9 protein-coding genes and 1 pseudogene are annotated in these 13,640 nt (G+C 61.8%); 3 read left to right on the top strand and 7 right to left on the bottom strand.

Annotated elements, in window-relative coordinates:
• The 5 genes from ACPZMI_RS14505 to ACPZMI_RS14525 all read right to left on the bottom strand — a co-directional run.
• Nucleotides 1-1,259, bottom strand: a 1,259-nt coding sequence (locus ACPZMI_RS14505) for a DEAD/DEAH box helicase (protein ID WP_426352513.1), incomplete at its 3' end; no start/stop codon positions are given.
• Nucleotides 1,256-2,908, bottom strand: a complete 1,653-nt coding sequence (locus ACPZMI_RS14510; protein WP_426352514.1) for a VRR-NUC domain-containing protein — start codon at nucleotides 2,906-2,908, stop codon at nucleotides 1,256-1,258. The genes ACPZMI_RS14510 and ACPZMI_RS14505, both read right to left, overlap by 4 nt.
• Nucleotides 2,909-2,986: 78 nt before the next feature.
• A complete protein-coding gene (locus ACPZMI_RS14515) occupies nucleotides 2,987-4,351 on the bottom strand; it encodes an aminotransferase class I/II-fold pyridoxal phosphate-dependent enzyme (protein WP_426352515.1) in 1,365 nt (454 codons plus the stop codon).
• Complete coding sequence (locus ACPZMI_RS14520) at nucleotides 4,351-5,700, bottom strand: hypothetical protein (protein ID WP_426352516.1); 1,350 nt, start codon at nucleotides 5,698-5,700, stop codon at nucleotides 4,351-4,353. Before ACPZMI_RS14520 ends, ACPZMI_RS14515 begins: the two co-directional genes overlap by 1 nt.
• 476 nt (nucleotides 5,701-6,176) lie before the next feature.
• Nucleotides 6,177-7,199 carry a zinc-dependent alcohol dehydrogenase family protein gene (locus tag ACPZMI_RS14525; RefSeq protein ID WP_426352517.1) on the bottom strand — a complete coding sequence of 341 codons (1,023 nt, stop codon included), beginning with the start codon at nucleotides 7,197-7,199 and terminating at the stop codon, nucleotides 6,177-6,179.
• A gap of 209 nt (nucleotides 7,200-7,408) precedes the next feature.
• Between ACPZMI_RS14525 and ACPZMI_RS14530 the strand changes: the two genes are divergently transcribed.
• The 3 genes and pseudogenes from ACPZMI_RS14530 (at nucleotide 7,409) to ACPZMI_RS14540 (ending at nucleotide 9,678) form a co-directional block, all read left to right on the top strand.
• On the top strand, nucleotides 7,409-8,323 hold the full coding sequence (locus tag ACPZMI_RS14530; RefSeq protein ID WP_054893748.1) for a LysR family transcriptional regulator: 915 nt from the start codon (nucleotides 7,409-7,411) through the stop codon (nucleotides 8,321-8,323).
• Nucleotides 8,324-8,473: 150 nt separating this feature from the next.
• Nucleotides 8,474-9,031: pseudogene (locus ACPZMI_RS14535) on the top strand (tyrosine-type recombinase/integrase); the annotation flags it as partial.
• 53 nt (nucleotides 9,032-9,084) lie between these two features.
• Nucleotides 9,085-9,678, top strand: a complete 594-nt coding sequence (locus tag ACPZMI_RS14540; protein WP_426352518.1) for a DUF3732 domain-containing protein — start codon at nucleotides 9,085-9,087, stop codon at nucleotides 9,676-9,678.
• A gap of 666 nt (nucleotides 9,679-10,344) precedes the next feature.
• On the opposite strand, the gene ACPZMI_RS14545 is transcribed toward ACPZMI_RS14540, so the two are convergent.
• Together ACPZMI_RS14545 and ACPZMI_RS14550 are read right to left on the bottom strand one after the other, a co-directional pair.
• On the bottom strand, nucleotides 10,345-11,805 hold the full coding sequence (locus ACPZMI_RS14545; protein WP_186664205.1) for a 3-sulfolactaldehyde dehydrogenase: 1,461 nt from the start codon (nucleotides 11,803-11,805) through the stop codon (nucleotides 10,345-10,347).
• A gap of 22 nt (nucleotides 11,806-11,827) precedes the next feature.
• A complete protein-coding gene (locus tag ACPZMI_RS14550) occupies nucleotides 11,828-13,567 on the bottom strand; it encodes a 6-deoxy-6-sulfo-D-gluconate dehydratase (protein ID WP_186711283.1) in 1,740 nt (579 codons plus the stop codon).
• Nucleotides 13,568-13,640: the final 73 nt, after the last annotated feature.

Here is a 13,640-nt window from a genome sequence, read left to right on the forward strand (position 1 = left end):
GACTTGTACAACGCATTCCACTGGCGGTTGAGACGCTCCAGAGCGCTGCTCAATCCCGCCGGTTTGGCCTTGCGCAAGGCCAGCAGTTGCCCTTGGTCGAGGCTTGCGCTGTACATGGCGCGGCCGCGCTCCACCAGGTTATGCGCCTCGTCCACCAGCACGGCCACCCGCCACTGGTTGAGTTGGGTCAGGCCGAACAGCAGCGCATGGGCGTCGAAATAATAGTTGTAGTCGGCAACCACCAGATCGACCCAGCGCGCCATCTCCTGCCCCAGGTAATACGGGCAGACCTGGTGTGCCAGCGCGACCTCCCGCAACCCCGCACGGTCGAGCAACACCACCTGCGACGCTGCTTCGCGAGCCGCTGGCAGCCGATCGTAGAAACCCTTGGCCAGCGGACAGGACTCACCATGACAGGCACTGCCCGGGTATTCGCAGGCTTTGTCACGGGCAATCAACTCCAGCGCACGCAGGCTGGGCTGCGGGGTGGTGTCGGTGATCTGGCGCAGTGCGTCGAGCGCCAGTGCCCGGCCTGGTGTCTTGGCGGTGAGGAAGAGCAGCTTGTCCAGTTGCTGCGGGGCCATGGCCTTGAGCAGCGGAAACAGCGTGCCGAGCGTTTTGCCAATACCGGTACTGGCCTGGGCCATCAGGCAGCGCCCGGTGGCCACGGCCTTGTACAGGGTTTCTGCCAGTTGGCGCTGGCCCTGGCGGAACTGTGGGTACGGAAACGCCAGCCCCTGCAGATCGCTGTCCCGCAGGCGCAGGCGTGCGGCCTGGGCGTGCGCCCAGCCAAGAAAGCGCTGGCACAAGGTCTCGAAGAAGTGCTGCAGTTGCGCGGCATGCTGCGGCTCGCTGAACAAGGTCTGTCGGTCGCTGTCGACGTCCAGGTACACCAGCGTGACCTCGATCCGCTCCAGCCCACGCGACTGGCACAACAGCCAGGCATAGACGCGGGCCTGCGCCCAGTGCAATTGCCGATGATTGTCCGGCTGGCGGTCGAGATTGCCGCGGTGAGTCTTGATCTCCTCCACCCGGTTGCGCACCGGGTCGTAGCCGTCGGCTCGCCCCCGCACCCGCAATCCCTGGTACTCACCCTCCAGCGATACCTCCGCCTCGTAGCCAGAACCGCGCCGCGCAACAACCCGTCGATGGCCGTCGATGCCCTGTTGGGCGGTGGGCGACGGCGTGAAGCGCAAGTCCAGGTCGCCGACCTTGGCGGCAAACTCACACAGCGCACGTACCGCCACACTCAGACTCACGACGCGGCCTCGCACCAGCGCACATGGCATACCGCGACCGGCATGCCGTGCTCACGGCAGAAGTCCAGCCAGCGCAACTGGTTATCCTGCAGGCGGTCACCCGGCCCCTTGACCTCGATCATGCGGTAACGCCCCTGCCCCGGCCAGAACTGGATGAGATCGGGCATACCTGCGCGGTTGTTGCGAATATCCTGCAGCAGGCGCCGGAAACACTGCTTCAGATGCTCGGCAGGAATGCAGGCCAGGGCCTGCTCGAGCAGCGCCTCGTTCAGTACCTGCCAGAACACGAACGGTGACTGCAGCCCATGCTTGTTGGCAAAACAGGTGCGTATCGCCTGTCGGTAGCTGCCATCGTCGAGCCGCCCCAGGCAGGCCTCGAACAAGGCGGCGCGGCGCGCCGAGAAATCACTGTCGTGCAGATCCTGGGGCGCCGCCTGGTAAGGGTGAAAGAACGCGCCGGGCAGCGGCGCGAAAATCGCCTCCCAGCACAAGAGGCCGAACAGGCTGTTGAACAAGGTGTTCTCGACGTAATGGACCTCGCCGTCGGCGTGCGCCAGGTGCAGGCGCACCGCTTCCTCCACGCCCACTGCGGACATTTCCACGGGCAACGCCAGTTCGATGAGTGTCTGCACGGCAGCAGACGCGCGGCGTCGAGGCGGCCCTCCGAGTTTGCGTGCAAGGCGCGGCAGCATGCGCGCCAACGCCTGGGCCTCGAGGGGATTGGCCGTGGTCTGGGCCATGTGTGACGCCAGTGCCTGCGCCCTTTGCCACTGCTCGCTGCGCTCGAGCACACGCACCTGGCGAATGCGCGCCTCGGGGTGGTCGAGCCCATCGTAGACACTCAGGGCCAGATCCCATTGCCCAAGCCGCTCGCAGCGCTGGCCAATTGCAAACAGCAGACGTGCGCGACGCCTGGCCAACCAGGGATTGCTGCTGTTGGCCCGCTCCAACGCCTGCAGCAACGTACTTGGCGCCTCTCCCTGCTCCAGCCGCTCGGCGCAAGCATGCAAGGCCATCGCCAGATCGACCTCCTCGCGCTGGCGCAAGGCGCGCGAATCCGCACTGAAGCTCACCTGCTCATAGCGCAGCACGCCCAGATCGGCCAGCACGAACTCCGACCAATCCTGATAAAGATTGCCAAAGAACAACAGGCGCAGGCGGTCGCACAGGGGTTGCAAGCGCCACTGCAGGATCTGCACCGGCGCCTGCTCGAACCAGGCAGACAGTGGTCTGTCTGGCAGATCCAATGGCCGCAGCGCAGCCAGCAACTGGGTCTTGGTCACGCGAGGATGGGCCAGTTGATCGGCAAAGCAGGTAAGCAGTTCGTCCCGGCGCAACAAGGCGAACAACTGCTCCAGGCCCAGTATCGGCCTCGCGCAGACCCAGCCCAGCGTGAGCAAAGGCTGCAAAGCTGCGCCCGTGTCGCCGATCTCGGCATATTCAAGCCGGTCGCCGCGAAACAGCTCGCCCTTGCGCATGACCATGCGCACCAACAGTGCCTGCGTCGGCTGGGCCAGCCCGCTGAAGACTCGGAGAAAGTCTTGTTCGTGCGGGTCAAGGATATCGGCGTATCGGTGTTCGACCCACCTCAGCACCTGGCGGAAGTTGTGCAGGTAATAGAGCGGATCTTCGACGGAATGGGCAATCACGGCATGGCGTCGCAGGCAAACATGAATACTGGTTATACATACAGACGAGGCAACCTGGCAAGCGCGCCGGATCGACGGTCAGTTCGACCTGTCTTGTGCGTTGCTATGCAAGCACTGCAGCCTTTTTCCGAGCGCTTCGAGTGCCTGCTCCAGCTCGCCGGCATCGTCCCCCTGCCAGGCCAGCAGCAGGTGGTGGTCATAGCCGTCTCGCAGGCTGAACAGATTTCCAGGTGCCGCCAGCAGCGCCGAAGTTTTCAGGGCTTCCACCAACTGACGCACATCCACTGCCAAGCCCAGGCGACACCACAGGACACGCCCGCCTTCAGGTTCGCTGAACGCCAACAGATTGCCCAGATGCTGCTCGACGGCATGGCATAGAATCGCCATGCGCATTTGCAGACGGTCGCGCATCTGCTGCAGATGACTGTCCACATCGCCTCGGCTCAGCAGACAGGCCACCGCCTGTTGACGCCGCGGGGGTAGCACGAAACTGCGTCGCACAAAAGCCTCGCACACTGCCGGGTGCCGACTCAGTACATAGGCGTAGGGCGCTTCGGCGCCGATCATGCCTTCCAGCGAACCCAACACCAGCAGCCAGTGCGGATCGACCCAGTCGCGCAGGCGCGTCGCAGGTGGCGCAACGAAACACTGGTCGCTGTCCAGGTCGTTTTCCAGCAGCCACGTCGGATATCCCGCCAGCAGACGCGCCACTTCACGCTGCTCATCCAGCGACACCAGGCGTCCCGGAGGGGTCGCCAGGCATGACGGCATCAACAGCAGGCGTACGGTCTCGCGCTTGAACAGCTGTGCCAAGGTATCCAGGTCCAAACCACCCTGGGTATCGAGCGGCCACTCGACAACGCGCATCCCCAGCTGTTGCAAGACCTGCAACTGTTGCCAGCAACAGGGCGTCGCCACCAGTACCGTGCCTCCTTGCAAGTCCAGCGCAAGCAGCAATGTCTGCAGTAACGCCTGGACATCCGTCGCCAGATGCACGTCCTCAGCTCGCCAGAACTGCCTGGAAGAACGGGTATGGCGGGCGGCCAGCGCATTGCGCAGCAGCGCGCTGCCGGTCTGCGTCAGCGCAGACTGTCGCGCCAGACGCCGCTCATGCGCCAGCAACAGCGGCTCGAGCGCCCCACATGAGAATGGCGGGAGAATGAACGGTGCGCACTGGCCGGTGCTCGACCTCGGCGCACTGGCGGGCTCATTGACCGGCACCTGCGCAAAATATCCGGACTTGGGCACCGAATGTACCCGCCCCTCGCGCTCCAACAGGCTGTAGGCATACTGCACCGTGGCCAGGGAAACCCGCATGCGCCGGGCCAGGTCGCGCAGCGACGGCAAGCGCGGATCCCCTCCCTCGCGGGCATGGCTGATCAGCGTTTCGAGGTAGCGATAGACCGTCTGATAGGCGAACTCGCGCCGCACGGAACGCCCCATCAACTGGCGACCTTCGCCATCGCTTCGGCACAAGGCAAGGGGTGCGCCAGCAGCCGCAGCCGAACGTCACGCCGTGTCAGCTTCGCGACCAGCCGGGATGCCGTATGCGGCAGCCCCCCCGAATAGATGACGCGCAACTGCGCCAGGCTCAATCCACTGGTACTGATCAGCCAATGGACGACCGCTTCCGGACACGGCTGCCCCTGCAGGGCACGGTGCAGATAGGGCAGTGCAACGCGCATCGCCGGATGGCAGCGCTGCAGGAACGCCAACAAGCCACGGCCCTGCTCGGCGAACGGGGCGTACAACAGGCACATCAGCTGGCTGTCGTCGATAGCATAGGCCTCCTGAAACAGATGCCTGCCCGTGCCCTTCCCCGACCGGACGGCGTCGCGCCTGCCCAGCAGACATTGATCGCGCAGTCGCTGCAGGTGAGTCAGGTACGCAGGGTCGAAAAACGCAGCCAGCGGCTCTTCGCGCGCTGACACAGGCATCTCGATACCCAGCATGTGAAACAGCGCGTCCTCCCCTCGGGAGTCATTGATCAGGTCATCGACCGCGATCACCCGCAGGGGCGTCTGGCCCTGGCATGACGGGGCTCTCGCCTCGACGTGCTCCGTAGGCCTGGCAGCCAGTGCTCGCAGGCGCCCCAGCGTTTCGCACAACACTGCGGCGCACTGGTGTATGGCATGGCTTCCGCGCTCGCCGGTCAGACGCATGACGGTACGACTCCAGGCCAGGTAACGTCGCCGCTGCCGCACAGGGATCGCCGTGACCAAAGCGCTGGGCATCGCCCCCTGGGACAGGATGCGGCGCAGCGTTTCGGCCAGTTCAAGGTGCAGACGACTGCCTAGCAAGGATTCTGCTCGCCCAGCAGAAAGGTGACCGAACATCAGCAGCGCTTCGCGCTCGTACGATGTGCTGGCAGCCGACGCAGCGTGGCGGCTGAAAGGCTGCAGTTGTTGGCCGCCAGCCAGCAGTAACTCCACACGGGGGTCATCCTGCAGGAACAGCGCACTGAAGGTGCTCTCCAGACCGCCAAGCACCTCTGCTCCCGGTGCGGGCTGGCAAGCGACCACCACTTGCAGGCGAAACGTGTGGGGCGCGCGTAGCGCGATGCTCAGTTGCGCAGCACGCAGAAACGCCAGCAGGCGAGTGTTGCATCGGTCATGCCCGTGTATCACCAACACACGAAAGTCCCCGATGTACTCCACGCCACCTGCCGCCACCAGCAGGCGCTGAATCAGCAATTGAACGCAGGCCCGTTGCGCCTGGGACATATGTTCCAGCAGACGATCCAGTACTTGCTGATATATGTAGTGCATGGCCTGCTCATGGATATTGCTCATATGGTCCACTCCATTCCTTGAGCGCAAAGAAAGCCGGCATTCACCGACGTGAGAAACAGGTCGCGATTCACTTCCAAGATATTTCCCACAAGTTATTAGGAAATTTCCAGGCAACAGTAGGCCGGCACTCACTCAATGCAGAGGCATTTGCAATGCCCCTGCAGGCGCCCTGGGCCGCATCAGCAGCGCCAACACGCTTCATTCAGCCGAGCCACGTCAAGTATCACAGAGCCATTATCGAGGGTTGTCGACTGAATAAAAGATACAGATCCAGGTAAAAAAACCATTCAGGAGAGCGGTATTGATCTACATACAACAAAAGAAAACCCAAGTATGGAATCCTGATCAGAAATGACAAGCAAACAGCATTAACGCGACAGCCTTAATTGCGTCGGACCTTAATTAAATTTTTGTAGGAAATATCAGAAAAAAACCGGGCCTAGGCCCGGTTTTTCATGCAACTCGATGTGCTGCAATCACGCAGTTCCCATGTCCAGCACGATCCGCCCGCCACAGGGGCATTCATCCATCAGGCGATGAGCCTCGACAACCTGCTCGAACGGGTAGACCTTGATGATCTGCGGCGTCAGCAGCTTGTCGGCGGTGAACTGGTTGATGTCTCGCAACGCCCGCTGCAGGGCGACCTGGTCCTGGGCAATACCCAACTCCGGCTTGCCGGTGAAGTTGCCAATACAGTGAACGTAGAACTGGATGTTCTTCTGGAACGCCGCACACGCCGGGAATGGCGTCTGGTTGCCCCCCTGCAGGCCATACAGCACCAGGCTGCCGCGAGGCGCAAGGACATCGCCGAGGAGCGACATCTGCGGCCCACCCATGCCATCCAGGACCATGTCCACGCCGCGGCCATCGGTATATTTGCCGATCTGCATCAGCAGGTCCTGCTCCTCGGTGACGATCACCTTGTCAGCCCCCAGGCTCAGCAGGTAGTCACGCTGCTCCGGCTCCTTGGTGGCGGCGAACACCTTCAAGCCCAAGGCCTTGCCCAACTGCACGAAGGCAGGGCCTGCGCAATGGCTGGCATCGGTGACCAGTGCCGTCTGTCCCGCCTTGGCCCGCGCCAGGTCGACGTAGGCGAAGTAGGCGATCAGCAGCGGTGTGTAATGCACACTGGCCTCGACCGGAGTGAGGTTGTCGGGATAACGGGTAATGGCCGTGCGAGGGAGCACGATCACATCACCATAGACCGGATGCTCATTGGGGCTGGTCGCCGGGAAACTGGCGACACGGTCGCCCACGACGATATCGTCGACACCCTCCCCGACCTGCGTGACCACCCCGGCCATTTCATGGCCGATCCCTGCCGGCAGGCGTGCCTGCGATGGTGCCAGGTTCTGGCGCCAGAGCACGTCATACCAGCTCAGGCCGATGGCCTCGACGCGCACCTGCACTTCGCCCGCTGCGGGAGACGGTTCGGCCTGCTCCTCGCAACGGAGCACGTCGGCCGGGCCGAACTTGTGGAAACGGATCATGCGGGACATCGCATACCTCGCCTTTGTGAACCTCGTATTACCACGGACTTTATCCGGGCTTTGCACGTTAGACCATCAGTGGCCGTTAATAGTCGACATGCCTGTCATTGATTGGGCTACGGGCAAATCGCTGCATTGGCCCCCGTAAACCCGTGCAGGGTAACAGCCTTTGGCCTTAATATTCACCCCGACCCACCTGAGCAAGGCGAAACGCACCGATGAATCGTAACGACCTGCGCCGCGTAGACCTCAACCTGCTGATCGTGTTCGAGACGCTCATGCATGAGCGCAGCGTAACCCGTGCAGCCGAAAAGCTGTTTCTCGGCCAGCCGGCGATCAGTGCGGCGCTGTCACGCCTGCGCAACCTGTTCGACGACCCACTGTTCGTTCGTACCGGGCGAAGCATGGAGCCCTCGGCTCGCGCCCACGAGATCTTCGCCCTGCTCTCCCCGGCCCTGGATTCGATCTCTACCGCAGTCAGCCGCGCCGCTGACTTCGACCCAGCCACCAGCACCTCGGTATTTCGCATCGGTCTGTCGGACGACGCCGAGTTCGCCTTACTGCCGCAGTTGCTCAAGCGCATCCGCGCCGAAGCGCCGGGCATCGTCCTGGTGGTACGGCGGGTCAACTATTTGCTGATGCCGACCCTGCTCGCCTCCGGGGAGATTTCGGTGGGTGTGAGCTATACCGCTGACCTTCCGGCCAACGCCAAGCGCAAGGTACTGCGGCGCAGCAAGCCGAAATTGCTGCGCGCCGACAGCGTACCGGGCAATATCACCCTCGACGATTTCTGCGCCCGTCCGCATGCGCTGGTCTCGTTCGCCGGCGACCTGTCCGGCTTCATCGACGAAACCCTCGAGGAAATCGGTCGCAAGCGTCATGTGGTGCTGGCCGTACCGCAGTTCAACGGCCTCGGCACCCTGCTCGCCGGCACCGACATCATCGCCACGGTACCGGACTATGCAGCAGAAACCCTCACCGCCGCCGGCGGCCTGCGCGCCGAAGACCTGCCATTGGATGTGCGTACCTTCGAACTGCACATGGCCTGGCGCGGGGCGCAGGACAACGACCCGGCAGAGCGGTGGTTGCGGTCGCGGATACAGATGTTTTTTGGGGATCCCGATAGCTTGTGACTGACTTCCATCAAGCTCCATAAATACCAATAGAATCAGTGCATTAGGCTGATACTTCGTCCAAAGCCGTCCGTCCTATTCCGCTCATTTCCAATGCGCTTGCGGGTATATTTTTGGGTACTTTTTCCATTTCGAAAAAAGTACCCGCACATGACGACTTCCCTCCCCAAGCCTGCATTGCGGCGTAAACTCAGCGATGCCTTCTTGCGTGCCATTGCTGAACCCGGCAAGTACGTCGACGGCGAGGTACCCGGTCTTTACCTGCATGTTCAGGCCTCACAGAAGTCGAACAAGCCTGGCGCAAAATACTGGCGGATGAGGTATCGCCTGAACGGCAAGGAGAACGTGTATGCGATCGGCCGTTATCCCGACATTGGCTTGAAAGACGCCCGCGACTTGGCCCGAGCCGCGCGCTAGAACGTAGCTCATCACGTCGCCCCGCTGAAGGCCAAACGCAAGAAAATCGCCGATCAGCTACTCAATGAGGAACGCACATTCAGTTACGTCGCCGAACAGTGGCTGGCCTTCAAGTCGCACGACCTCGTGAGCAAATCCCTCGCGGGCTTTCGCGGCGCTTTGAACAATCACATCCTGCCCACGATCGGCAACATTCCCGTCAGCGAGATCAAACTGGACCACATCATCGAGATCATCGCTACCCTGCGCCGAGCACGCACACTGGCCATGGCCAAGCGCGTGCGTACCATCAGTTCCTGGAAATGAACCCTACGACGCCGTTGCCAGGCCCCGACTTGGACGTCTTGCGTGAGCAGATCCAGGGCTTGGAAGCCCTTGTCGACAGTGACGCCAAGCAGATCCTACTATCGCGTGCGGAGCGCAAGATTTCTCAGTATCTCTCCGAAGCGTTCGCAGATTTGCCCACTGTCCAACCGTGTATCGGTGCCGAGCTGGAGTTTTCCGCAAAACCACCTGATATCGCGATCATCGAACAGAATTCCGGTGCGGTTTTGAGACTCCCGGATGCGGGCTCGGATGAGAACTACTTGGCCATCCACATTGCCTTGTCGTTCGCGCTTCAGAAGTACCTGGCCAAGGTGAACGCGCCGGTACCAGTGTTCCTCGCTTTCGACCAGATCAGCCGACCCTACTATCCGCAACGTGGCGATGACGAGTCGGACATCGGAGAAAACGAGGAAGTTTCGGCCATGCGTAAACACCTGGACTTCCTGTTCAATACAACATCTGCGCAAGAGGGACTGCAGGTGTTGCTGATTGAGCATGCGTATTTCGGTGATGATCCACGGTATGTCGCTGCCACTCGTAAGCGTTGGAACAAGATTTCGGGCGATGCGCTTATCCCGCTGGACTGGCCGAGAAGACAGGACACCCAGTAAGCAGTCGCAACGGTAACCGCCCTAGAACCAGCTCGCCTTTTATGGCGGGCTTATCCAAACACTATTTTTTAGCTCTGCTGCTCGCGCGGCTCTCACGTTTGTCCGCTTTTCCCTGCTCATAACCGGACTCTTTCCGTACTTTCGCAGCGGCGCCTGCGTCAGTAAGGTCCAGGACTACAACAGATGTTATGGCCCTTAGGCGCCATGAAAACAGCACGTCCATCACAATCCGCTGTAAACCAGCAAAAGCCAAACTAATTATGGAGGACCAGATGGGGGACCAAAAACACATAGGCACAAAAAAGCCCTGAAGAATCAGGGCTTTGATGAAAATTAGTGGCGGAAGCGTAGTCATTCGAACTCATAACTCGTAGAACGATACCTCCCCTCGCCCCATGCCAACTTGTAGCATCGCTATAACGCACCCTTGGCATTCTCCGAGACACACTGAGGTAAAACGCACGGCTGATACTCAACGGGAGCGGAGCGGGCTTCCGATTCTCAGACCCGACAATTTAATCCAGATTCTCACTCTGTGTCGCCGAAAGCTGTCGGAGCGCCGTGGCTGATGAGTGTCAAGCCGCCTTGCAAGAACGGCGGGCTGCATTGGAGGCTTCGGAAGTGGGGGCTCAGCCAGAGGGGCAGCATCTGCCCCTCTGGCCGGCTTCAGCGGTCGACGCCACCGAGGCACACGTATTTAATCTCAAGATAGTCTTCGATGCCGTAACGCGAACCTTCGCGACCAAGGCCCGATTGCTTGACGCCACCGAATGGTGCCATCTCGTTGGCGATTGCCGCGGTATTGACGCCGACCATACCGTATTCAAGGTCTTCGCTGACGCGCAGCACGCGGCCGATATCGCGGCTGTAGAAGTAGCTAGCCAGCCCGAACTCCGTCGCGTTGGCCAGTTCGACCACCTCCTCCTCACTGGAAAAGCGGAACAGCGGCGCCAAAGGACCGAAGGTTTCCTCATGGGCCACCTTCATGTGCGCGGTGACTTCAGTCAGCACGGTCGGCTCGAAGAAACTACCACCCAGGGCATGCCGTTGGCCGCCAGCGATCAGTCGTGCGCCCTTTTCAAGGGCATCGCTGATATGCTCTTCGACCTTGCGCACGGCGTTCTCGTCGATCATCGGGCCCTGGGTGACGCCGGCCTCAGCGCCATTCCCCAGGCGTAGGGCCGAGGCAGCGGCGGCGAGTCTCTCGGCAAAGCGGTCGTAGATACCGTCCTGAACGTAGATGCGGTTGGCGCAGACACAGGTCTGCCCGGCATTGCGGAACTTCGACAGCATCGCGCCTTCCACGGCCAGGTCGAGGTCAGCGTCATCGAAGACGATGAACGGCGCGTTGCCGCCCAGTTCCATCGATACCTTCTTCACGGTCTCGGCGCATTGTCCGATCAGCAGCTTGCCCACTGGCGTGGAGCCAGTGAAGCTGAACTTGCGCACCAGCGGATGGCCTGTCAGCACGCTACCGATCTGGGTAGCGCTACCGGTGACCACGCTGAACACCCCGGCGGGGATCCCAGCACGTTCGGCCAGGGCTGCCAGTGCCAGCGCCGAGAGCGGCGTCTGGCTGGCCGGGCGCAACACCATCGGGCAGCCGGCGGCCAGGGCCGGGGCAACCTTGCGGGTGATCATCGCGTGGGGAAAGTTCCATGGTGTGATAGCCGCAGCTACGCCAATCGGCTCCTTGGTGACGATGATGCGCTTGTCTGCCGAAGGCTGCGGGATGGTATCGCCATAAACACGCTTGGCTTCCTCGGCAAACCATTGCACGAAGGACATGCCATTGCTCAATTCGCCACGGGCTTCAGCCAGTGGTTTGCCTTGTTCGGCGGTCAGCAGGCGGGCGAGGTCTTCCTGGTTTTCGACCATCAGCGCGTACCAGCGCTGCAGCAGCTCCGCGCGCTCCTTGGCAGTCTTGCGCTTCCACGGTTTGAAGGCGCGGTGAGCAGCCAGTACCGCACGCTCGGCTTCGACAGCGCCCATCTGCGGAATGCGTGCCAGTTCCTCACCGGTAGCGGGGTTAGTGACGGTAACGGTTTCACCAGAGTCGGCACCCACCCATTGGCCGTCGATGAATGCCTGTTGTTTGAGCAGAGAAGGGTCTTTGAGGTCGAGCATCGGTTAGTTTCCTGAGCAAGGTTCAGTGGATGGGTGGCTCGGGCACGACTTCGCCGGCCTGCAGGAAATCGAAATCACACCCTTCGTTGGCCTGGGTCACATGCTGCTGGTAGAGCGCAGCAAAAGAGCGGCCGTAGGTTCTGTGCTGCGGTCTATGCTCGGCGCGGCGTTGGGCAAGTTCCTCATCGCTGACACGCATGTTCAACGTGCCGGCGGCGACGTCCAGATCGATGATGTCGCCCGTGCGGACTAATGCCAGCGGCCCTCCAACAGCGGCCTCAGGCGCCACGTGTAGGACGCAGCTGCCGTAATGGGTACCACTCATACGGGAGTCGGAGATGCGCAACAGGTCACGTACACCGGCTTCCAGCAAGCGTTTGGGTATCGGCAGGTTGCCCCATTCGGGCATGCCCGGCGCGCCCACGGGGCCGGCATTGCGCAAGATCAGCACGGTGTCCGCAGTGACATCCAGGGCGGGGTCGTCGATCATCCGGCTGAGGGTTTCGTGGTCATCGAAGACCAGTGCCGGGCCGCTGTGACGGCGCAGGCGCGGGTCGGCTGCGGAGGATTTCATCACCGCGCCATCGGGGCAGAGGTTGCCACGCAACAGCGCCAAAGTGGCGCCTTGTTCGAGGCTGACCACCGGGTTATCGAGGGGGCGAATGATATCGTCGTCGTAGCACGGGGCATCGGCCAACAGGCTGTCCCAGCTCTGCCCGGTGGCCCCCTCGCACTCCAGATGCAAATACGATGCGATCTTGCGCATCAGCGCACGCAGGCCGCCGGCAAAATGATAGTCCTCCATGAGTGCCGTGCCGGAAGGGAACAGGTTGAGCAACACCGGTATCTTCGCGGCTGCGGCGGCCAACTGATCGAGGGTCAGGTCTATTCCGGCGCGTCTGGCGATGGCAATCAGGTGGATCGCGGCGTTGGTCGAGCCGCCCATTGCCATGTACACCGCCACGCCATTGGCTACGTGCTTTTCAGTCAGCCAAGTCGAGGGGCGGCGGTCGCGCCAAACCAGATCGACGATTGTCGAACCGCACTGCGAGGCCATCCGCGGGTGGGCCCCATCCGCGGCAGGAATGCTCGATGCACCGGGTAAGGTAAAGCCCATTGCGTCGGCGATGCTGGTCATGGTCGACGCCGTGCCTACGGTATTGCAGGTGCCGATCGAACGGGTCATGGCGCCTTCGAGTTCTTCCCACGCAACAGTGTCGATCAGCCCCAGACGGCGCTCGTCCCAGTACTTCTTGGTATGCGTGCCGGCGCCGGTCTTGACGCCACGCCACTGACCGTTGGACATCGGGCCCGCCGGGCAGTAGATCACCGGCAGGTCCATGCTGAGCGCGCCCATCAGTAGGCCAGGCGTAGACTTGTCGCAGCCGCCTAGCAGCACGGCGCCGTCGATCGGCAACGAGCGCAGCAGTTCCTCGGCCTCCATTGCCAGCAGGTTGCGGTAGAGCATCGTAGTCGGCTTGACCATTACCTCGCCCACCGACTGTACCGGCAACTCCACTGGGAAGCCGCCGGCCGCCCAGACCCCGCGTTTGACAGCCTCGGCACGCTCACGCAGGTGCGAATGACAGGGCGACATCTCGCTCCAGGTATTGAGGATCGCAATCACCGGCTTGCCCATGAACTCCTCGCGGCGCAGTCCGATCTGTTGCAGGCGCTGGCGATGGGCGAAGGCACGGATGGTGTCTGGAGCGAACCACCGCTGACTGCGGAGTTCTTCGATTTTCTTGTATTTTTCGGACATAACCTAAGCCTTTGAGCAAGGGCGCCACGCATAATCGTAGCGCTGCGAAATTACTTTCCGAGAGCATACCCGG

The sequence above is a fragment of the Pseudomonas wayambapalatensis genome, assembly GCF_049942315.1.
Taxonomy (GTDB): Bacteria; Pseudomonadota; Gammaproteobacteria; order Pseudomonadales; family Pseudomonadaceae; genus Aquipseudomonas; species Aquipseudomonas wayambapalatensis.